This is a genomic window from Bosea sp. Tri-49 (assembly GCF_003952665.1).
In the GTDB taxonomy this organism is placed as follows: domain Bacteria; phylum Pseudomonadota; class Alphaproteobacteria; order Rhizobiales; family Beijerinckiaceae; genus Allobosea.
The window spans coordinates 206,741-225,812 of the sequence record NZ_CP017947.1 but is presented as its reverse complement, the minus strand read 5'-3'; the positions used below and the strand labels follow the sequence as shown (position 1 = coordinate 225,812).

22 protein-coding genes are annotated in these 19,072 nt (G+C 61.8%); 8 read left to right on the top strand and 14 right to left on the bottom strand.

The features are described from left to right. Entirely contained in the window at nucleotides 1-735 is a 735-nt protein-coding gene (locus BLM15_RS30105; RefSeq protein ID WP_126116594.1) for an alpha/beta fold hydrolase, read from the bottom strand. A 329-nt stretch (nucleotides 736-1,064) separates the two neighbouring features. Further along, nucleotides 1,065-1,247 (bottom strand): hypothetical protein, encoded by a 183-nt coding sequence (locus tag BLM15_RS30100; RefSeq protein ID WP_126116799.1) that lies wholly within the window; start codon nucleotides 1,245-1,247, stop codon nucleotides 1,065-1,067. 543 nt (nucleotides 1,248-1,790) lie between these two features. On the opposite strand from BLM15_RS30100, the gene BLM15_RS30095 reads away from it, so the two are divergent. Both BLM15_RS30095 and BLM15_RS30090 read left to right on the top strand, forming a co-directional pair. Beyond that, nucleotides 1,791-2,651, top strand: coding sequence for an alpha/beta fold hydrolase (locus BLM15_RS30095; RefSeq protein WP_126116593.1), 861 nt, complete (start codon nucleotides 1,791-1,793; stop codon nucleotides 2,649-2,651). 67 nt (nucleotides 2,652-2,718) lie between these two features. Next, nucleotides 2,719-2,994 carry a hypothetical protein gene (locus BLM15_RS30090; RefSeq protein WP_126116592.1) on the top strand — a complete coding sequence of 92 codons (276 nt, stop codon included), beginning with the start codon at nucleotides 2,719-2,721 and terminating at the stop codon, nucleotides 2,992-2,994. An 82-nt stretch (nucleotides 2,995-3,076) separates the two neighbouring features. Here BLM15_RS30090 and BLM15_RS30085 read toward each other — a convergent pair whose 3' ends face one another. The 8 genes from BLM15_RS30085 to BLM15_RS30050 form a co-directional block, all read right to left on the bottom strand. Beyond that, the gene (locus BLM15_RS30085) at nucleotides 3,077-3,835 is read right to left on the bottom strand and encodes an arginase family protein (RefSeq protein WP_126116591.1); all 759 of its coding nucleotides are present in this window, start codon (nucleotides 3,833-3,835) and stop codon (nucleotides 3,077-3,079) included. A 39-nt stretch (nucleotides 3,836-3,874) separates the two neighbouring features. Next, nucleotides 3,875-4,252: a VOC family protein gene (locus BLM15_RS30080; protein ID WP_126116590.1), complete on the bottom strand. Its 378-nt coding sequence runs from the start codon at nucleotides 4,250-4,252 to the stop codon at nucleotides 3,875-3,877. 63 nt (nucleotides 4,253-4,315) lie between these two features. Continuing rightward, nucleotides 4,316-4,831: a cupin domain-containing protein gene (locus BLM15_RS30075; RefSeq protein WP_126116589.1), complete on the bottom strand. Its 516-nt coding sequence runs from the start codon at nucleotides 4,829-4,831 to the stop codon at nucleotides 4,316-4,318. 92 nt (nucleotides 4,832-4,923) lie between these two features. Further along, on the bottom strand, nucleotides 4,924-5,907 hold the full coding sequence (locus tag BLM15_RS30070) for a L,D-transpeptidase family protein (protein ID WP_126116588.1): 984 nt from the start codon (nucleotides 5,905-5,907) through the stop codon (nucleotides 4,924-4,926). 249 nt (nucleotides 5,908-6,156) lie between these two features. Continuing rightward, nucleotides 6,157-6,456: a SemiSWEET family sugar transporter gene (locus tag BLM15_RS30065; protein ID WP_126116587.1), complete on the bottom strand. Its 300-nt coding sequence runs from the start codon at nucleotides 6,454-6,456 to the stop codon at nucleotides 6,157-6,159. Nucleotides 6,457-6,506: 50 nt separating this feature from the next. Beyond that, complete coding sequence (locus tag BLM15_RS30060) at nucleotides 6,507-6,998, bottom strand: pyridoxamine 5'-phosphate oxidase family protein (protein WP_126116586.1); 492 nt, start codon at nucleotides 6,996-6,998, stop codon at nucleotides 6,507-6,509. Between the two features lie 255 nt (nucleotides 6,999-7,253). After that, on the bottom strand, nucleotides 7,254-8,375 hold the full coding sequence (locus BLM15_RS30055; protein ID WP_236846855.1) for a phospholipase D-like domain-containing protein: 1,122 nt from the start codon (nucleotides 8,373-8,375) through the stop codon (nucleotides 7,254-7,256). 229 nt (nucleotides 8,376-8,604) lie between these two features. Continuing rightward, the gene (locus BLM15_RS30050; RefSeq protein WP_126116584.1) at nucleotides 8,605-10,530 is read right to left on the bottom strand and encodes an AI-2E family transporter; all 1,926 of its coding nucleotides are present in this window, start codon (nucleotides 10,528-10,530) and stop codon (nucleotides 8,605-8,607) included. A 429-nt stretch (nucleotides 10,531-10,959) separates the two neighbouring features. Here BLM15_RS30050 and BLM15_RS30045 point away from each other — a divergent pair, with 429 nt between their 5' ends. Continuing rightward, nucleotides 10,960-11,835 (top strand): transglutaminase-like domain-containing protein, encoded by an 876-nt coding sequence (locus BLM15_RS30045; protein ID WP_236846854.1) that lies wholly within the window; start codon nucleotides 10,960-10,962, stop codon nucleotides 11,833-11,835. Nucleotides 11,836-12,124: 289 nt separating this feature from the next. Beyond that, nucleotides 12,125-12,370 (top strand): helix-turn-helix domain-containing protein, encoded by a 246-nt coding sequence (locus tag BLM15_RS32060; protein ID WP_236846853.1) that lies wholly within the window; start codon nucleotides 12,125-12,127, stop codon nucleotides 12,368-12,370. Nucleotides 12,371-12,373: 3 nt separating this feature from the next. On the opposite strand, the gene BLM15_RS30035 is transcribed toward BLM15_RS32060, so the two are convergent. Then, nucleotides 12,374-14,701, bottom strand: coding sequence for a relaxase/mobilization nuclease domain-containing protein (locus BLM15_RS30035; RefSeq protein WP_126116583.1), 2,328 nt, complete (start codon nucleotides 14,699-14,701; stop codon nucleotides 12,374-12,376). Beyond that, entirely contained in the window at nucleotides 14,701-15,117 is a 417-nt protein-coding gene (locus BLM15_RS30030; protein WP_126116582.1) for a hypothetical protein, read from the bottom strand. Before BLM15_RS30030 ends, BLM15_RS30035 begins: the two co-directional genes overlap by 1 nt. A gap of 603 nt (nucleotides 15,118-15,720) precedes the next feature. On the opposite strand from BLM15_RS30030, the gene BLM15_RS30025 reads away from it, so the two are divergent. The 4 genes from BLM15_RS30025 to BLM15_RS30010 all read left to right on the top strand — a co-directional run bounded on the left by BLM15_RS30025 (nucleotide 15,721) and on the right by BLM15_RS30010 (nucleotide 18,012). After that, entirely contained in the window at nucleotides 15,721-16,422 is a 702-nt protein-coding gene (locus tag BLM15_RS30025) for a ParA family protein (RefSeq protein ID WP_126116797.1), read from the top strand. 1 nt (nucleotide 16,423) lies between these two features. Then, complete coding sequence (locus tag BLM15_RS30020) at nucleotides 16,424-16,837, top strand: hypothetical protein (RefSeq protein ID WP_126116581.1); 414 nt, start codon at nucleotides 16,424-16,426, stop codon at nucleotides 16,835-16,837. Between the two features lie 177 nt (nucleotides 16,838-17,014). Then, entirely contained in the window at nucleotides 17,015-17,383 is a 369-nt protein-coding gene (locus tag BLM15_RS30015) for a helix-turn-helix transcriptional regulator (protein WP_126116580.1), read from the top strand. 350 nt (nucleotides 17,384-17,733) lie between these two features. Further along, on the top strand, nucleotides 17,734-18,012 hold the full coding sequence (locus tag BLM15_RS30010; protein WP_126116579.1) for an HU family DNA-binding protein: 279 nt from the start codon (nucleotides 17,734-17,736) through the stop codon (nucleotides 18,010-18,012). A 32-nt stretch (nucleotides 18,013-18,044) separates the two neighbouring features. On the opposite strand, the gene BLM15_RS31510 is transcribed toward BLM15_RS30010, so the two are convergent. After that, nucleotides 18,045-18,209, bottom strand: a complete 165-nt coding sequence (locus BLM15_RS31510; RefSeq protein ID WP_164547730.1) for a hypothetical protein — start codon at nucleotides 18,207-18,209, stop codon at nucleotides 18,045-18,047. Between the two features lie 397 nt (nucleotides 18,210-18,606). Then, nucleotides 18,607-18,918: a DUF736 domain-containing protein gene (locus BLM15_RS30005; RefSeq protein ID WP_126116578.1), complete on the bottom strand. Its 312-nt coding sequence runs from the start codon at nucleotides 18,916-18,918 to the stop codon at nucleotides 18,607-18,609. Nucleotides 18,919-19,072: the final 154 nt, after the last annotated feature.

Here is a 19,072-nt window from a genome sequence, read left to right as displayed (position 1 = left end):
TCATACAAAGGCGCGGATCGCCCTGACAACCTCGTCGGGCGCGCTCAAGTTCGGGCAATGGCCGGTAGCCTCCAGCAGCACGAATTGGCTGTTGGGGATATGGTCTCTCACATATTCGCCTACTTCGATCGGGGCGATGATGTCCTCGCTGCATTGAAGCACCAGTGTCGGAACCGCGACGCGCGGAAGATCTTCTCGGTTATCCGACATGAAGGTCACGCGCGCAAAATCCTTGGCGATATCGGGGTCTGCACGACAAAAACTGTCTGTCAGCTCTATGCCGAGTTCTGGTCGATCGGGGTTGCCCATGATCACTGGGGCCGTGGCGACCGCCCAGCCTTGATAGTTGATCGACAAGAAATCCAGAAGCTCGGCGATCTGCATCTGCGAGAACCCGCCGCGATAGGCGTCGTCGTCGATATAGCGCGGTGATGGGCCCACCATCACCAGCTTCCCAAAGCGCGTTGGCGCCTTGATGCTGGCCAGGGCGCCGATCATCGCGCTAACCGAGTGGCCCACGAGAATGACGTCGGACAAGTCGAGGTCTTCCGCAATCTCGACCAGATCCTGCGCATACCCGTCGAGCGTGCCGTATTTTGTAGGGCTGTAGGCGAAGATGTGCGAAGCGCCGGCGCCGACATGGTCGAAAAGTACGATCCTGAAGCGATCTTGGAAATGCGGTACGACATACCGCCACATCGTCTGATCGCAGCCATAACCGTGGGCGAACATCATGACGCGTTCGCCCGAGCCAAACACCCGGACATTGTTTCGGAGAGCTGGCGACACGATGATCTCGATCCAGTGGAAAGGAGGCCGCAACCTATATCACCGGGCTAGTGACAACTATGTCGTTTCACGTCGCCCATATGTTTAGCCAACTACTGATTCATGGTCTGCTCCTCGCCAAGGATGCGCTGCCAGACCCCCACTTCTTTCCTGATCGACAAGCAGCCTAAAGCCAGTGACCAGGGCAGCCTTGCGCCATCATGTGACGACGCCGCTTATCCCGAGAGCAGACGCCCGTGGTTCTGACGCGAGATGACGACTCCATAGCCCCTTACTTAGCGGAGTTTGGCGATACCGATGCCGTCGAGCTTCGCGCGATCCTTTATGGACTCTTCGCTACGGGTCATTGCTTTCGCAATCGCCTTCAGGGCCATGCCCTTTCCAGCGAGCAATTTCAGTTTCTGAAGCTCTTCAGAAGTCCAGGGTTGGCGGTGCCGTTCAAATCGCTCAGTCACAATCCACTCCTGCAGCGTGCTCACACTTGAGGATCTAATCTATAGCAGCAATGCTTCTGCGATCCTTGTGCAGGCTTGCGTGCACCAGCGGCTTTTGTTCATGATCGCGCGATAAGCTGACCTTGGCACTCTGCGCGGAGCGGGCATTCCCAACCTCGGCGGCGGCTACGAATTTGCATTACGATACGACGCACTCACCGCGGAAGAAGTCGATGAAGGCCGGCAGTGCGGCGGGGATCTGGCGACGAACGGGATAATCGAGGTGGAAGCCCGGACAATAGGGGCTCCATTCCTCGAGCACACGGACGAGCCGGCGGTGTCGACCCGGCTTCGCACGACCGTTCGGAGCCTTCTTCAGGGGGCCCATTCCAAAGAAATCCGGTAGCCGCCGTCCGCGCAAGGCCAGCGACGGAGGAGGCCGCCAGCCCGCTGAGACCGTCCTGACCTCCACGCCGAACGGCAGGGCAGAACTCGCCAATCGTATCGGAACGAAGCACGCCATCGGATGTTGACCACAGCTATCCGACCTGAGGCGGGCGCCCGGCAATGTTTGAAGACTTCACTCTCGACTTCGTTCAGGTCAGCGAAGCGACGTTGCGTGTGCGCCATGGTGGCGAGGGGCCGCCTTTGCTGCTGCTCCACGGCCATCCGCGGACGCATGCGACTTGGCACCGCGTCGCGCCTTTGTTGGCAACGGAGTTCTATGTCGTCTGTCCCGACCTGCGCGGGTTCGGCCAATCCTCGCAGCCGCCTGAACTGCCCGACCACTCTGGGTCATCGAAGCGCGCCAAAGCTCTCGACTGTCTGGAGTTGATGGCGCGGCTGGGATTCGAGCGCTTTAACGTCGCCGGCCACGACCGTGGGTCGTATACCGCCTTTCGGCTAGCGATGGATCATCCCGGCGCCGTCGAACGGCTGGCTGTAATGGACGGCGTTCCGATCCTGGAAGCGCTGGAGCGCTGCACGGAGAAGTTCGCAACGCTCTGGTGGCACTGGTTCTTCTTTTGCCAGCCGGACAAGCCCGAGCGGGCGATCCAGGCCGATCCACTGAAATGGTATGGCGCCGACCCTCAGGCGATGGGGTCTGAGAATTACGCCGACTTCCTCGCGGCGATCCAAAATCCGGACGTCATTCATGGGATGATCGAGGATTATCGCGCCGGCCCGGCGATCGACCGCGTCCACGACGAGGCCGATCGCGATCAAGCGCATAGTTTGCAATGTCCACTGCTATGCCTTTGGTCGGAACGGGATGACCTGGCTGACCTCTATGGCGATGTCCTGGAGGTCTGGCGCCCCTGGGCACCGGATCGGCGAGGGCGTGCGATCACGAGTGGTCACCATATGGCGGAAGAGGTGCCCGAAGAGGTCGCCGAGGCGCTTCGGCAGTTTTTCACCGGCCGCTGAAAACTTGGGCAGAGATAGAGAACTCATCGCCTCCTGCCGCGTTGTCCCAGCGCTTTAGGAGGAAGCGATGAGCCGTCACCCCGCTGAACTCATAAGCGTCGCCCTTCCCCTCAACCACCGCGCCCCGCCCAGCGGGAAGGCCATGCGGGAACGGCTTCTGCTTCGATTGAGCGACGATGCCATGGTCGAAGCGCTCGCTCGCTTATCGGGACGTAGCATTCCATCCGTCGCCTGGCTGCTGAAACAGGACATGATCGTCCCGGGCGGATTGCTTCGTGCGGCAATGCTGTTGGAAGGACAAGCCACGTTCCTGAGGCTTGGAGCTGGTAGGCGACTGGTCTGAAAGAAGGCCGCGGCTTGCGCACCCGCAAGGCAGAGTGCGCATTGCGTTGCATCTCATAATTGCGACACGTTGCTCACTGTGTTCAGGGCGCTGCTGTTCCGAGCGCTGCGGCGAGTACGTCAGCGAGGCCGCGCCCCGCGCTGCCGTCTTCATCAAGGCGCGGATTGTAGATGGTGATTTCGATGCCCACTGCCTCGCCGCTCGCCAAGGCAACCCGAAGCGCTAACCCGAGCTCGTCTCGTGACAACCCTCCGGGAATACGGAAATCGACAGCCGGCATGACGACGTCGTCGAGGCAATCGGCGTCTAGATGGATGAAGAAGCCGTCCAGTTCCTCTCGCGTCAGGTGATCGACCGATTCGCGGGCGGCGGCCTCGATGCCCATTGTGCGCACGGCGGGAAGGTCAATCGCATTGAGCCCGTTGGGGAGTGGCTGGCTCCCGTACTCCTCCTGATCCTTATGATCGCGATACGCGAACGCGACAGCGTCCTCGGGACGGACGAGAGGCCCGCGACCTTCCATGTCGGTCAGGAGCAACGGGCCGTAGCCTGTGACGAAGGCGAGGTCCATCGAGGCGCCTTCGCCGCCCAGCACGACCGGAAATTCGCCCGCGTCAAGGACCGCTTCCACCGCATCGGCGAGTTTGGGCGACCACGCCGCGATTGCCCTGGCATTGAGGGTACCAATCTCGGGATCGGGCGTGGGTTCCTTCGGAGGCACCGCCAGCCGCCCGGCCCGGCGCGCATGGATACGATCCGCGAGACCGAGATCCAGGAGTCGGTCTGACAGGCGCTCTACTCCATCCGTCGCGAGGCCCAATGTGGAAGGGGCTTCCAGAATTGCCTAGGGAAGGGTCGGCACGGGCGCCTCCGTCAGTCATTACTTTGCGGAGTAGGTTACTGCCTCGATTTTGTGACCATCTGGGTCACGGACGAACGCCCCATAATAGTTGGCATCGTAGTTCGGCCGCAGCCCTGGAGCGCCATCGTCGCTGCCGCCATGTTTTAGTGCTGCTTCATAAAATCGCTTGACCATCGAACGGTCCTCCACCGCAAAGGCGATATGAGTGCCATTGCCTACGGTCGCTGGCTTTCCATCGATTGGAATCTGAACGCTGAAGTGAAACGTGCCGCTTCCATAACCTAGTCCACCCTCGTCCTCTGCCATTGGCGTAATGCCGACGAGGGGCAAAACAGCATCGTAGAAGCGCTTCGAACGCCCAATATTATTCGTCCCAACCGAAACATGGTGGATCACGGCTACCTCCGTTCCAGCTTTGTAGCGGATCTAACGAGGGTCGTACGCAGCCCTCTCGGCGCCCTACCCGTCCCTATTCGCTAGCCAATGATCAACTAACGGGCCGCCGCGACCGAGCACGGGGTCGATGCGGGGAAACGGCAATCGGTCGATCGCGCCTCGAATTTCGGGCGTAGCCGCCTCGCGCAAGATGTCGCCTTGTTGGTCGGGCGGATAAGCGCCCACGACGAGCAGATCCTCGCTGGCCGAGCGGCGGCAGTGCCCTGTGCCGGCCGGCAGCACGAGAACATCGCCGGCTGAGACGCGAAGCTCCTCTCCTCCATCACCGCCGATGATCAGCACTGCATGGCCGGCGGCGATACCGAGCACCTCATGTCCTTCCGCGTGGTAGTGGTGAAAGGCATAGATCCCGTTGCGCCATTGCGGCGGCCAGTCGTTCTCGGCGAAGCGCTGCTCCATCTGGCGAGCAAGATCGCCGGTAGCCGGTGAGAAAGCTGACTCATAGATCAGTACCGGCAGCCGCGGGTTATTGGGAATAAGACCGCGCGACTCGAGCTGCAGAGCCCTGATCGGTTTCATGAACGTTGATCTCCAGTTTGCCGCTTCAACGCGCAGGGATGCAGAACGTTCGGCAACCGGAGCACGAGCCCTGGCGGAGATGCCAGGCCGCACTAGTCCACGAAGCGCACGGACACGCCCGGCTTCACCAACGCGGCGAGATGCTCGGCATCCCAGTTCGTCAGCCGGACGCAGCCATGCGAGGAATTCTTGCTGACACGCGAGGGATCGGGCGTGCCATGGATGCCGAAGGTCGGCTTCGAGAGAGCGATCCAGACCGTGCCGACTGGGTTGTTGGGGCCCGCAGGCAGGATGAGCTTTCTGGTATTGTTGCCCTGCTGGAAATTCTTGTCAGGATCGTAGTGGTAGGTCGGGTTCTTGACGACCCGTTCGATACGGAATTCACCTTCGGGCGATGGCGTCTCGCCTGAGCCGATCGTAGCTGGATAGCTCGCAAGGATACGATCGCCCTCGCCATAGACGACAACCATACCCGTGCCCTTGACGGCCTCGACACGTTGGGCGCTGCCCGGCGGGTCGACGCGCGTCGCCGCGATGACCGAGATCGTTCCGCCGACTTTACGAAGGCTTGTGCGAGGATTGAGAGCGGCGATCAGTTGCTCGCTCATGTGAAAGCGCTCAGCGAGCATTTCCCGCGCGCTCGTATAGGTCAGGCGCTTCATGCGGGCCTGCCGAGCGTAATCGCGCGGAATCCGCTTGGCGAAGTGGTGAGCGCTGTCCTTGGCGGAGATCTCGTAGTCGACGACGATATCGCGGGCCGCATCGCCTCCCAGCGCCTGCCAGGTCCTTGCATCCATGACGTCGGCCTCGCCCAGCATCTCCTGCCGACGGAACTGGGCGATCGCCTTGCGGTAGTTTTCGCCATCGCGGCCATCGATCATGCCGGGCGATACTCCGCGGCGGCTCAGAAGGACTTGGGCCTTGAGGATGGAAGGGTCCAGCCTGGCTGGCTTCTTGCGGAGATCGCGACCCATGGTGGCTTTGTTCACCTCATCCGCGGTGAGCGCCGAGATGGGACCGGCGCCGATAGCGAGAGTGAACGCCACGGCCAGCGTGAATACCGGACGGAATTTCATGGACGCCCCAGCTAGTTGGCTGCATATCGCTACTAAGACCGCGGACTGCGCCGCTGGTTCCGTCTGACGTGATTTGCGCGGGAAATACTGGAAAGATCCGCAATATGGCGGCCGCTATCGACGGTGATGAAGGAGCGTCGCGCCTCCTCTGCCGAATGCCTGCAGGATCGACGAGCCATTGGGCAATTAGCTCTGACCAGCCCAACCAATGGCCACCCACAGCATACGAAGCATAGCCAGGCTACGCGGCTACCGTGATGCCGGGTCAATCGATTTCGCCACGGCCTCCTTCTTGTTCTGCGGAAGCAGCGTCATGCAAAGAATGAACGCCGATAGCAGGAAGCACACGCTATTCGTGACGATGAGCGGCCATTCGCCCAGCCCCCAGCCATACGCTGTCCAAAGCCCAAAGCCCGAGACAGTCAGGCTGTATGTGACCGGCGAGATCGAGCTGGTATCGCGGCTTTTGACGATGCGCCACGCCTGCGGGATGAAGCTGATCATTGAGCAGGCTGCGGCCAACGTTCCTGCGACAGCGATCCAATTCACGGAACTCTCCGAAACGTGGCCCAGCGCCGAGCAAGATTTGCTGCCTCGAACTAACTTAGTTTCACGCTAGCCGTCTTGTCGGCGTAGTCTTCCTTTGGGTCGGCACCTAGCAGGAGCTTGATGCCTGCGACCAGACTCCACTCGTCTTCCCAGATCTCTGCGTGGCTCGGTTCGAAACGTAGGAGCGCGAGCTTGGGATCATCCTTGCCCCCCTCGTACCAAGCCGCAACAAAGCGGTTCCAGAGCCGGTCGATGACGGCTCGGTCTTTATCGAGGCTGAGCTCACCACTGATGGTCGCGAAGAGATCGTGCCCCTTCGATGCAAAAGATATGAACCCACCGGTTCTACCCGACACTGCCTGAACCAATTCCGTATCGTTGGCCGAGAAGATCCAAAGTGGGCCCTTATCGGCCTCTCCATCGATTTGGACGGTCATTGGCCGGAGCAGGCTATCAGCGCAGGCGGATAGGCCGAGCATGACGGTCATATCCGATCGCAGGGCCTTCCACAGCTTCGCTTCGAGGTCCCTGGGAGTTGTCATGCCATTCGCTCCGATAGCAACTGTCACCTCACAACCTGTCGGCCGCGAACGAAGTTCCACAATTCGGACGATGCCCCGCAGGTTATCCTGCGAGCCTCCGGCGAGTCTTGAGGAAGCCTGCTACATAACGGCGAACGAGGTCATGGTCATTGGGGGCCACGAGCACATGCTGCGCCACGACATCACGCAGCGACGAGCGTTCGTCATCCGTCAAATCGAGTCGTCGCACCCGCAAAATCGGATTCCGTCAGCTCATCAGATCTGCGATCTCGCAAGGCTGGAGAGCCAATCTGAAAACTTCTCGTTTGCCGCGCGATTTTGCCAGTCAGAGAAGGTGTAAGGCTTGGATGCCGCGGCATCCTTGTCGAACAAGGCAATCTGGGTGCTCGCGAACCGCTGGTCGAACAGATTGATGTTGGCCTCATCGTTGAGCCTCAGGGCTCGGTCATCGATATTCGTCGAGCCGACTGAGGTCCAAACGTCGTCGACGACCACCAGCTTGCAATGGAAGAACGTGGGCTGAAATTCGCTGATTTTCACACCCGCCTCAAGCAAATCACCCCAAAGATGCCGAGAAGCCTTCCTGACGAGGCGCGCATCAGTCTGAGGTCCGGGGACGATAATCTGGACCTCCACGCCGCGCTTGCGTGCCTCGAGGAGCTGCCGCCTGGTTAGTTCATCAGGGACGAAATACGGCGTGGCGATCCGGATACTCTTCTGGGCTGAGGCAAGCGCCGTCATCAGCATGAGGTGCATGACATTGCGCTGATGGGTCGAGCTGATGACAACCTGCGTTGCGTGATCCCCTATCGGCTGGAGTGCTGGAAAGAAGCGATCGCCCAGCAAGAGCTCGCCCGTCGCCTCAATCCAATGCTCGGCGAACGCCGCCTGGAGTTCTGCGGTGGCCGGTCCTTCCAGTCGATAGTGGTTGTCGCGCCACTCGTTTGGCGAGCGCGCATCACCGTTCCATTCATCAGCAATTCCGACACCACCGGTGAAGCCCACGCGCCCATCGACGACCAGCAGTTTCCGGTGGGTGCGGTTGTTCACCCGATCGACGGTGTACCAGGTTAGTGGGCGAAAGCGGACAACCTGGACGCCGGCATCCTGCATACGCTTGATTAGGCCCTCGTCCATCGGAATGCTGCCGACCCAGTCGAGCAGGACTTTCACGCTCAGGCCCTCGCGGGCCTTGATCGAGAGTGCGTCCGCGAATTCGTTTGCGATGGCGCCGCGCCAATAAATGTAAGTTTCAAAGGTGATCGTTTGCCGCGCTTCTCGGATTGCGCGCAGCATCGAGGGGAATATCTGGGCGCCGTTGACGAGCGTCTCGACGCGGTTCCCGGGCACGTAGTTTGATCCAAATAGCGCGCCCATCGACGTCCTCAGCTGGCTATCTGAGGAGGCCAAGTTATGCGGAAGCGGTTGCCGCAACTCCTGGGGCGCCGGCAATAGGTTGCCGATAACCAGACAACCGAGGGCGCCGATAGCGGCCGAGACCAAGCTAATGATGAGTGGATGGCGTCGAAAATTCATCGGCCCGGGAACGTAAAGGCTGGCGCGTGAGGTTGCAGAGAAGAGCGCATAGAGAATCGTAGATTTGTGGTCACGCCGGAGCTCCCTTCGCCGCGAATTTCAGACAGACCCTGCAGATGCCTCGGAGAGAGGTTTCCACAGCATCGGCCAGCAACGGGCCTTTATCGTCCGCTTTGGGATCCGAAACTTGCGACAGCTGCCCAAGAACAAGGATTGCCAAGGGCATGTGACGGCGGAGGCGGCGAAGGGCATATTTCATGTGCACAGCGCTCTGCGGGCCGATATAGCAGAGGCAGATCAAGGCTGGATCGCGCTCAGCAAGTTGCACCATGCCCGAGGTCAACAAGGTGTTTGGCGGCAAGGCCTCCGCTGCCAATCCGTGCTTTTCCAAAATCTGGCTCAGCATCAGGGCAGCCGCCTCGTCGAGTTGTGACCTTGCCCCGATGCAGACGACGCGATCTCGGCCCGCGAACGTCTCGCCAAGCTCAGCCGCGGCGAGAATCGGCAGATCGGAAGTGCCTTCACTTTCATCTGTCTGTTCAACGGCGGCCTCGGTCTCCGGATCTGCTGCGGCAGCGTCAAGTACCGGTCGGCTGTCGTCATGGTCAGCCAGATCTTCAACGACCTCGCGCACTGTCGCGAGAATTTGATTTCGGCGAGCGGCATCGAGGACGCCACGCGCTTCATCCGCTGCCGCGAGCCGCAAGCCCTCGAGCGCGACTTCGTCGTAATAGGCGGAGAGCGAGCGTTCCTTCAGTACCTCTTCAGCCTTGTCGGCTGCTTCCGCCGGATCTCCAGCAAGGATGCGCTGATAGAAAATCTCCGGGGCGGACAGCGGAGGCCGATCCCCGAGCATGACGTCCAGAAATTCCAGTCTTTCGACATGTCGGCCCAGTACCACGAGGCAAACGGTCAATGGCGTCGCCAGAACGAGGCCGATGGGGCCCCATAACCAGGTCCAGAATGTCGCTGCGACCACGATGGCGACGGGCGATAGTCCGGTAGAGCGGCCATAGGCCAACGGTTCGATCACATGTCCCACGAGCGGTTCTGCGATGACGAACAATCCGGCTGTCAATGCGAGCATCATCCACCCGGGATCGACCGATGCGGCGATCACCATCGGGAAGACGGCCGAAAGCACCGCCCCGAGATAAGGAATGAAGCGCAGGATTGCCGCCAGAATGCCCCATAGCAGCGAACTGGGAACGCCGATGGCCCAAAGGCCGCAACCGATCACCACTCCAAAGCCTGCATTGACGATGAGTTGGGTGAGGAACAATCGACTCAAGCGCCTGGCGGCATCATCGAACGCGGCCGTGGTCTTCTGCAGGTCGTGGGTACCAGTCAACCGGATGAACCGATTTCGAAGATCCTCGCGCTTCAGAAGGATGAAGATCACGAAGATCAGAACAATACCCGTCGTGGTTAGAGGGTGAATTAGCGGGGACAGAAATGCCTGCAGAGTTTCGATCGCACCGGGCTCGGGTTGGTGCACTTCGACTGGGATCGGACGCCCCTCTCGAGAACGGCCGGCTATCTCGGTCGACGGAGGAAATTCTGCCTTGGGGCGGTCAAGTTCCTTGCTCAGGTCTTGCAGAATATCCGCTGCCCGGCTCAACACTCCACTCCCCGCTTCCGAGCCTTTCAAAGCGGAGATCTTTGCGCGCATCGTGCTTTGATAGGTCGGCAGCTGCCCCGCCAGTTGGGTCGCTTGGCTAACCATAGCCATCGTCAAGATAGCCAAGGTCGCAAACGCAATCAGGACAACCGTGAAGACCGCCAATGCTCGCGGAACACGAAGCTTCTGCAATCCCTTCACCAGCGGCGCCAGGACGAAACTGAATAGGATTGCGAGCGCTACCGGGACGAAAACCTCGCGTCCGAAATACAACGCGGCAATGATGAAAGCGCCGGTAGCAACGTTGGCAACGCTGTTAATTGGCGACTTCGTTGCCGGATTTTGCATGGCAGAGGAAGTCTCGATCGCGGGCATTATTCAGTTCCCTTCGCTCGCGAAGGCTGCGTGAATCTGCCATTTGGAAGCGACTATCTCAGTCTTGCCCTGCGAGGGTTTTTCCTCCCAGAGCCCCCGCTTGAACCAACGGACCTCAGGCAGGCTGGGGCCCGAGCGGGCTGCTGTGTAAGCGCGCACCGGGCCGTTCGATACCGGGGCGAAAATCGCGCAATCAGCCGGATTGGACACCGTGGCCCCCCAATGCGACAGCCACCTGCAATCAGGCGAGCTTCTTTAGAACATCAATAAGGTTCGGGGGTTCCAGGTGCTCCTCTCGGACGCTCCTACTGCTCAGGATCTGGCCGCGTGGCCTCCCCCCGCGCCAAGTTCCGACGGGTTCGCGCCATGGGCGAAACCAAACCTTGGTCCAGAACGGGAGATTATCGGGGAACCTCAAGTCACCCCGGGATGTTGCGCTTCATCATCACTCTCAGAGGCAGCGCAATGCAAATCCGCGTCGGCTACCGGATCGAGATCGTCACCGCACAAACAACTCCGGCGGTGGTCCTACTCGACCCTCATCCTAGCCGCGGCAAGGACGTGGTTGGTCAGCCGACGCCGCAGATTAAATCGATCATCGACGGCAGGAATGTGCCGGTCGAGGAATACACGGACGGCTTCGGCAACCAGTGTCGCCGGCTGGTTATACCGCAGGGAGGAGCGATCTTCACAAACGATGTGATCGTCCGCGACACGGGGATTCCGGACCAGTTCGATAAGAACGCACCGGAAGTCTGGCCAGGCGACCTGCCGGCTGAGCTCATCGAATATACTTTGTCCAGCCGGTACTGTGAGGTCGACGAGCTATCTGCGACCGCGTGGAATTTGTTCGGCAGTTTTGCCCCCGGTTGGAATCGGGTTCAGCAAATCTGCAATTACGTGAACGCGCAAATCCGATTCGACTATCGGTTCGCCAGAAACACGCGCACCGCTGTTCAAGCGATGAATGAACGCGTCGGTGTATGCCGGGATTTCACCCATCTTGCCATTGCTCTATGCCGTGCCATGAACATCCCGGCACGGTACTGCAACGGCTTCCTCGGTGACATCGGCGTGCCCCGCGATCCTGCACCGATGGATTACAACGCCTGGTTCGAGGCCTATCTCGGGGGCAAGTGGTACATCTTCGATGCCCGCCACAACATGCCGCGCATCGGTCGAGTGCTGGTCGCAAGGGGGCGAGACGCCGCGGATATCCCGATGATCCACACCTACGGTCCGCACGGACTTCAGCGGTTCGATATCCTCACCGAGGAGGTAATCGCCTCGGGAGCCTCTTCCTGAAAGGTCTGACTGTCCCAGCCGAATAAATCGGACGGGCTGCCGGAAGGCGGTCGGCTTCTTTGTGGACTTCAGGACGCTCACATGTCGGCACGGGGCGGTCGAGGTTAAGTCTCTTCGACCATCGCGCGGATAGGTCGCCTGAAACCAGTCAGCCGAGGCGGGCAGCCGTTCCAGCGCATCCTTGAAAGCCGCGGCGTGCTTACGCGTGTAAGAGCGCAACGGGCGGTCGCCGCAAATCGCCTTGATCCAAGCCCCGATGACCAATCGCTGCTAGGCTTCGCACCAAGCTATGCGCTCGGCACCTTGCTCCAGCGCCCGGTTCAACGTTGGTCGTGCAGGCCGGCGCATCTCGGCCCGCGCGTATGACTGCCTGCTCTGGGCGGCCGGAGGCAAAACCGACTGGGAGATCTCTATCATCCTCGGCATTTCGAAGCCGACGGTGACCAAACATATTCTGTCCGCGCGCGAAAAGCTCGGCGCTGTCACGAAGGCGCATGCGATCGCGATTGCCCTGCGCGAGATGATTATCCGATAGCGTTCAGGAGCGCCCTCTCCGTCCTTCGCCCATCCGCTGCCCCTTTTGCGATTGGGACTCGGCGCGTTCACTCGCCTCGATCTCGCGGATGACACGCTCCTGTTCGATGCGCAATTGCGCGAGCGCATCGGTCTGAGCCACTGCGACCGAGAGCCGCTCTCCCGGATGCCGCGCCAATGAGCGCGCCGCTTCCGTCGCGGCTCTTGCCTCACGCGCTTCCTGGGCAGCGGAGCGCGCCGCTCCCCTCACGACATCCCGTGAGGCCGCGAGGTCACGCTGGTACGCTGGATCCAGGCCGGCTGTCGCCTCGTTTTGCCGTTCCGTTTCGACAGCGCGATCTGCCAGTCTGGCAGCGGCCTGTGCTTCCCGCGTCTCCTTCGCCTGAACACTATTCGCCCGCTGGATCAGCCAGTCGGCATTGGCACCGACGATCACCTCGACCTCGGCGCGGCTCATCTGCTGCACGCCACGCTCGGAGACGCGCTGGAGATCGAGCCGATTGGCTAAGGTCTCCAGATAGCGCGCCGACGCCTCCCGGAACTGCTGCTTCGTCACGCCGTCGAGCAGGTCACTGGTACGTGAGACGGCCTCGTTCATCAGGCGCAGATCCCTTGCCATTTGTTCGGACGTCCCGGCCATATTGGCTCCCTCCCTTGTCAGATGTTCCACGCGTTGCGCGATCGTGTTGAGAATGCCTCCGAGTGTCTGCGCAAAAGTCAGACGCTCAAGCATCTCCTTGGCGATCCCGTTCTCAGGCTGTTCTCCGAGAAGGGCCCGCCAAGCACGCATGCTGTCATTCACCACGCGGAGTTCGGAGTCCGATACGGCCATCCTAATCCGATTGGCCCGCGCCACGGCGATGCGTTGGCGAGCGTTATCGATCATCCGCCGGTTTGCCGGATCCGCGGCATAGGTACGATCCCGCGCCGCGCGCTCGGGCCGTGGTCGATCAGCTACCTCGACGATCGCCTTATCCCTCGGGCCATAACTCTGCGAGGAGGCGCGCTCCCCCGCGCCCGTCGCGACGATCTTCAGGCCCTCGGCCTGCGCATGCTCGGCATAGGCCTGGCGCCACTCACGAAAGGTGTCGCGGCTCGGATGCAGTTTCCGGCCGGATTCGCTCTTCACCGTGATAACGGCATGGGCATGAATGTGCCCCTCCGCTTCTTTGTCGGTATGGACGCCGAATATGAATTTGTGGTCGGCGAAGCGGTCCTGCAGGAAAGACCGGGCGGCGCGTCGCAATGCCTCCACATCAGTGCCCGCCTTGGCCGAGAGGATCACATGCATGGTATCGCGCGTGGATTGCGAACGCAGCGATGGTCCCCAGTCCCGCGCGGCAGTTTTGACGTCTGCGACGTTGGCGAGCGTTCTATTACGGTCGTCCACCGCCGGCCCCTTCGCGATCAAGCGGTGCAACTGATGGGTCACCCCGTCACGGCCATGCCCGGTCGCGTCCAAAACGACGCCGACCCGATCCGCCGGAATAGCCGTCGCAGCAGCGATCCTGTCCTTGATCTTCGCTTCCGACGCCCGATCGAATTGTCGTTGTCCCCTCGTTGGCGCTCCGCCCTCCACCATCCGAGAGCGAAACCGCTCCTTCGCGGCGCCGGCCATCGTGAGGACCACACGCGCTTCCAGCATCCCTTCGGATGTAGTATCGAACCGATAGGCGAAACGATGGCCTTCGAAGGCCGCAGCGACCGCCTTTTCATAGGTCGCCCTGCCTCCCGGGCTGGCGGGAGCGTCGCGGAGCGTCAGGCGCACCGTTCCAACATCCTGGCTCTCAGCGCGCTTCGAAAAGCCCACCGCCCAGGCCTTGATTTCGTCAGCGACCGCCTCCCGATCCGCCAGCATCCGTCCGTCATGGGTCTCGAGCGGAACATCCTCGCGCAGCACGTACTGGCCGGTGGCCGTCGCGCGGGGGACGCCACTGGCATAGGACACCACCTTGACGACCGCAGGCTGATAGCCAGCCGCGAGCATCCGGGCCCGGCCGACAGCCTCGCCCCCGCCGGCGAGGCCGCCGGCAATTGGTCCAGGGGCCCCAACACGGCGCGCCCCGGCCGGACCGCTGCCGCGGCCTTTCGGCCCGGGCGGAAGCTCCCTCTGGCGCTCCGCATCGAGCCCACCTGCGATCGTCTCACCTCGGATGAGTTTATGGGCGTGGGGCATCGCGGTTGGACGCGCCGAGAAGCCGCGGCTCCGCTGGCGGTGCTCCTCTAGCCGCGCAGCCTGCGGCCTGCGCCGTTCCTCGCGCGCCTGCGCTATCCCGTCGCGAGCCGCAGCGACCCGCTCCGTCCACCAGGCGATCTGGCCGGCGCGGCTCATTACACGTCGCACTCCGCCGGAAGCTCGAGCTTCGCGAGACGTCGAAGCCTCAAGCCATAGGCGACGGTGATTTCAGTGAGCTCGTCATTGATCACTGAGATCACATCGTAGAGCCCCTGCCAGACCGGTTCGGTGTCATCCAGCCCGACCGCTTGGCCGGAACGGACCGCGCGCAGGAGCTGCGCTAGGTTCCGTCCGACCATGCGAACCTGACTCGCCAGCAGGACCACCGCCTCGGTGTTCTCGGCCGACAGCGCCGGTCCTGCTTGCACCGAGGCGCGGATCAACCGGCGCACCACCTCCGCCTTCGGCAAACCGAAGAGCACGATTGCCTCACGCAGCCGCTGCTCGTCCGCCGCGGAGAGCTCGGTCCGCAGCCGCGGCTTGCGTCTTGGAACGGCAGCGGACCGAGCCATCGCCCTCTTCCCTTCCGGCCGAACGGCGGATCGCCAGATCCGCCGGGCCACCGACATCGCCGGATGCCGGCACCGAGCGCCGAGGCGATCTCCGGCTGCGTCTCGCAGCCGCCCCGAGTTTGTGGCCCACAAACCGGTATCTTGTCAATCAACATCTATTCAAATAGACATATGCCGAGCAAATGACCGCCAACGCGGAGGCGGCATCCTTTCAGCCTGCTTGCCTCGCGCAAGTCCCTCCCGGAGCATCGCATGGGTCGCATGCGCTATTACCGCAATTCCGGTTTCACTGCATGACGCCAGCACGCAGTTGCGCCATTTCGGCAATATCGCATTTCGCGCGTGAGGGAATATCGGATCCCAGCATCAGCGCCATTCGATATCGATCACTTCACGCTTTACGCTATCGCGGCAGTCCTGGAATGCCGCATTACCCCATTCAATTTATCCGTGGTCTGGGTAAGACCGAGAAGCCGTATCGCTGTAATGCGGCATTTCCCGCCTGGGGCGATGCACGGTTGCGGCAATCGCAGTTCTCGGTGTTGTCTAATATCTATTATAATGTACATTACCCAAGTGAGTCTGCAGCCCCGAGGAGCACCGATGCCAAGCATCTTTGCGGTCGCCAATCCGAAGGGAGGCAGCGGCAAAACGACCGTCGCGATCATCCTCGCCGGAGAGTTTGCACGCCATGGCTATGCGGTGGCGATCATCGACGCGGATCCACAAGGCTCGTCCTACCAATGGCATGCGTCAAGCATCGCACGCGGGATGACGCCACAGGGAATCGATCTGGTCCGTGCGGCCGATGAGGCGGCACTGGACGCGGCGATCGCCGATCTCGACCGCTACGACGTCGTGGTGATCGACACCCCCGGCTATTACGGCAATGTTCTGATCCAGTCGGCGCTTCGGGCCGATCTCGTAGTCCTGCCCTGCAAGGTCCATACGTTTGACGCCTCGCAAGTCGTGCGTACGATTCGCAATCTCGAACAGCATGCGGCTGCATCCGCCCTGCCGATGAGCCAACATCGCGTGCTGTTCAACGAATACGACAGTCTCGACCGCAACACGCGTCCATTGCGCGAGGTCGTCGCCTATCTCGATGCCGAACAGGTGCCGATCTGTTCAAACGCGCTCTACCGCCGTGTCACCTTTCGCACGCTGACCAGCGGGCACGGCACGCTTTACCAGATGAGTGACGGCGACGAGGCCGTTCGCAAAGCGCGCTACAATGCCGACCAGGTCGTGCGAGAGCTGCTCGCGGCACGCCAGGGCACAGCGCCAGACGAAGCGGCCGTTTGAGATGAGCGGCCCCGATTCCGACAGCAAGCCGGAGCGGCCTGCCCTGCCCCGCGACGCATTCCGACCGCAGCGTGTTGCCGCATCGAGCCCTGAGGCGTCTCCAAGACCTGTGGTCGTGACGCCCGCTTATGACGACCGCGGCGCTGGTGATCCTGCGCCTCACAACGCCTTGCCGCGTCGACACAACAATGCCGAAGCGCCTGGACGGCGACCGATGCGACCAAAAGCCGAGCGGAACCCGTTCGAGGCCTATGGCGAACGCTCATCATCCAGGCCTTACGCGTTGCGGCTGCCGGACGCGATCGATCTCGTCCTTCGCCAGCTCGCCGCCGAGGAGCGCACGCACCCGCTGCGCGTGATCGATCGGATTTTGTATGACCATCTCCGTCGGGTCGGGCGCCTGCCTCCGACATAAGACTGGCCGACGAGTATCGTCAGCATCGCGAGGGTTGAACCGGCCGAACGCTGGCACGGGCAAGCCGGCGCAATCAACGGGCTTTCTCTGGATTCCTCTAATGTCTATTATCCTGAATGTTGGGACCTGATATATCGTCCCGGGAATCGTGACCGCCAACCTGCCCCCCGATACCCGATGCCCGTTCGCAAACCCCAGCCGATCGATCACTCGATCCTCAATGAAATGATTGCGATCCGGCTGCAGCAGCTCGAAATCGAGAACGGCGGCATGGAAGCGCTTCTGCCGAAGACAGGCCTCGCGCGCCAGACCTATTACCAACTGCTCCGTGGTATCGGGAATCCGACTCTGAAGACGCTCGAACGCCTCGCCTCGAGCCTGAATATGACGGTGTTCGAGCTTCTCGGCTTCGAAGTCGACGACGCTCGCCGGGCGTTGCAGAAGGGCGGGGTCGACTACGACGATCTGAGTTCCGCCATCGCCAAGAAGAACCGGGCTCAGCGCACGCTCGCGCGTGAAACACGGTCACGCAAGCTCCCGTCATAGGTTCGGAAATTCCGCGCTGGAGCCGAGCGCCGCGAGAGGATCGTCACGCGCAGGCGCGGAGACCGCTTGCGAGCTCCGGGAGCGCCCTGTCGCGAGTAGAGCTGTCCCCAAAGGGCTCGCCCAGACCTGTTCGCCCCACCATTCGTGACGCCGAAACAGCCGTGGTGCGAGATTGGTGCCTCAAAAAAGGCAGCGGATGAGGGGAATTCAGCCCGACTGGCGACGTCGAGAGTGGGCGACATCGAGAAATTCCGGGGGATAGCGAGCGACACGGTATTCTTCGCCTTTCCGTCGCCGCGCACCGACTGCGATACTCGGCGAGATCATCAACGTCACAGGATCCTTCTTCCATGACCACAGCGACCGAGATTGCCGACACGATCGCCGGCGAGCAGAAGCTGACGAAGGCGCAAGCGAAGGCTATCGTCGAGAGCGTGTTCCGGCAGATCGCCGAGGCTGCGAAGGGCGGGGCCGAGACGAATATTCCTGGCTTCGGCAAGTTCAAGGTGAAGGACAAGCCAGCGCGAGAGGCACGCAACCCGTCGACCGGCGCTACCATCAAAGTCGCCGCATCGAAGAAGCTGACCTTCACGCCGGCGAAGGCCGTGAAGGACGCGCTCAACGGCTGAGACCGCGAGCGCGCCAGCAGCGCGACGCCTCCTCAGAAGGGAGGCTCGCTGCTGTAGCGGCCCTCGGCTTCGGCCAGCATGACTTCGCGCTCGGCCAGCGCGAACTCCAGCTCCGCCTCGATCTGACGACGCTCGGTGCGGTCGGTTGCATCCCGCAGTTCGGCGCGCAGTTCCTCGATGTGCTGTTCGATCGTCATCGTCATCTCCTCGATTGAGTGTGAAAGACGACGCCGGCAGTTATGGTGGGCCGAAGGGGTCAGGGATCGCACAGCGACCGCCGCAGGCGGCGAGTGGGGGAGCCGATTTTGTCGATGGGCGCGGCAGCGGTCGGCGGCAAAATTGGGGGCACCGCTCGTCCTTGGGGCCTTCGGGCCGGCATGGCATCCTTTGACGATCTGAGCAGATTTTTTGGGCTCCGGTCAGCACCAGAAAGCCGAAGGCCGGCTCGATGCCGGCCTTCGGCTTCGACACACGAAAAGGCGGTCCATCGGCGAACCGGGACCTGCTTTGCGGGTTGGCGGCGTGGCGTCGTCCGTCGCCATCGCTGGCATGAAGAAGCCCCGCCGGGACGGCGGGGCTCGTTCGCGGTGGGGATCAGGCCTCCCGCTTCGGGCGGTTCCAGATCAGGGTGTAGTTCCCTTCAGTCTCGCCCGGCCAGAGTGCCGCGGTGATCGGAGCGTTGAAGCTCGGATCGTCGAGCTTGAGCGAGATGTAGGGCTCGCCGTCGCCGGAGACCGCATTCCAGCCCGCGCCGACCTCGGCGCCGTTGCCGGTGACGCGGAAGTCCGGGGCGTCGCGCGAGACACGCTCGATCGGGAGCAGGCGGGCCTGGAAGCGGACGCTGAGGGTGCGGACGTTGCCGACGATGCCGTTGCCGTTGCTCTTGAATTCGCCGATGACAGCCATGATGGGATCCTTTCCGGTTTGCTCGGACCGCGCCCGTCGCGGCCTCGATGGCGGTGTAAAGACCGGGGGCGCTCGACCCCGCACCCGCCGGGGTCCTCGTTGCGCTTGCGCAATGGGGTGGTCCTTAGGGCCGCAACGCAGTGGAGGGCGGCCG

Bases quoted from the DNA above. Each gene is read 5' to 3' on its own strand.
- BLM15_RS32060 (WP_236846853.1), top strand. From the start codon at position 12,125: ATGCGCTCGGCACCTTGCTCCAGCGCCCGGTTCAACGTTGGTCGTGCA.
- BLM15_RS30035 (WP_126116583.1), bottom strand. From the start codon at position 14,701: ATGAGCCGCGCCGGCCAGATCGCCTGGTGGACGGAGCGGGTCGCTGCG.
- BLM15_RS31510 (WP_164547730.1), bottom strand. From the start codon at position 18,209: ATGACGATCGAACAGCACATCGAGGAACTGCGCGCCGAACTGCGGGAT.
- BLM15_RS30070 (WP_126116588.1), bottom strand. From the start codon at position 5,907: ATGAAATTCCGTCCGGTATTCACGCTGGCCGTGGCGTTCACTCTCGCT.
- BLM15_RS30060 (WP_126116586.1), bottom strand. From the start codon at position 6,998: ATGACAACTCCCAGGGACCTCGAAGCGAAGCTGTGGAAGGCCCTGCGA.
- BLM15_RS30055 (WP_236846855.1), bottom strand. From the start codon at position 8,375: ATGGGCGCGCTATTTGGATCAAACTACGTGCCCGGGAACCGCGTCGAG.
- BLM15_RS30050 (WP_126116584.1), bottom strand. From the start codon at position 10,530: ATGCCCGCGATCGAGACTTCCTCTGCCATGCAAAATCCGGCAACGAAG.
- BLM15_RS30045 (WP_236846854.1), top strand. From the start codon at position 10,960: ATGTTGCGCTTCATCATCACTCTCAGAGGCAGCGCAATGCAAATCCGC.
- BLM15_RS30030 (WP_126116582.1), bottom strand. From the start codon at position 15,117: ATGGCTCGGTCCGCTGCCGTTCCAAGACGCAAGCCGCGGCTGCGGACC.
- BLM15_RS30075 (WP_126116589.1), bottom strand. From the start codon at position 4,831: ATGAAACCGATCAGGGCTCTGCAGCTCGAGTCGCGCGGTCTTATTCCC.
- BLM15_RS30090 (WP_126116592.1), top strand. From the start codon at position 2,719: ATGAGCCGTCACCCCGCTGAACTCATAAGCGTCGCCCTTCCCCTCAAC.
- BLM15_RS30025 (WP_126116797.1), top strand. From the start codon at position 15,721: ATGCCAAGCATCTTTGCGGTCGCCAATCCGAAGGGAGGCAGCGGCAAA.
- BLM15_RS30105 (WP_126116594.1), bottom strand. From the start codon at position 735: ATGATGTTCGCCCACGGTTATGGCTGCGATCAGACGATGTGGCGGTAT.
- BLM15_RS30010 (WP_126116579.1), top strand. From the start codon at position 17,734: ATGACCACAGCGACCGAGATTGCCGACACGATCGCCGGCGAGCAGAAG.
- BLM15_RS30095 (WP_126116593.1), top strand. From the start codon at position 1,791: ATGTTTGAAGACTTCACTCTCGACTTCGTTCAGGTCAGCGAAGCGACG.
- BLM15_RS30005 (WP_126116578.1), bottom strand. From the start codon at position 18,918: ATGGCTGTCATCGGCGAATTCAAGAGCAACGGCAACGGCATCGTCGGC.
- BLM15_RS30015 (WP_126116580.1), top strand. From the start codon at position 17,015: ATGCCCGTTCGCAAACCCCAGCCGATCGATCACTCGATCCTCAATGAA.
- BLM15_RS30020 (WP_126116581.1), top strand. From the start codon at position 16,424: ATGAGCGGCCCCGATTCCGACAGCAAGCCGGAGCGGCCTGCCCTGCCC.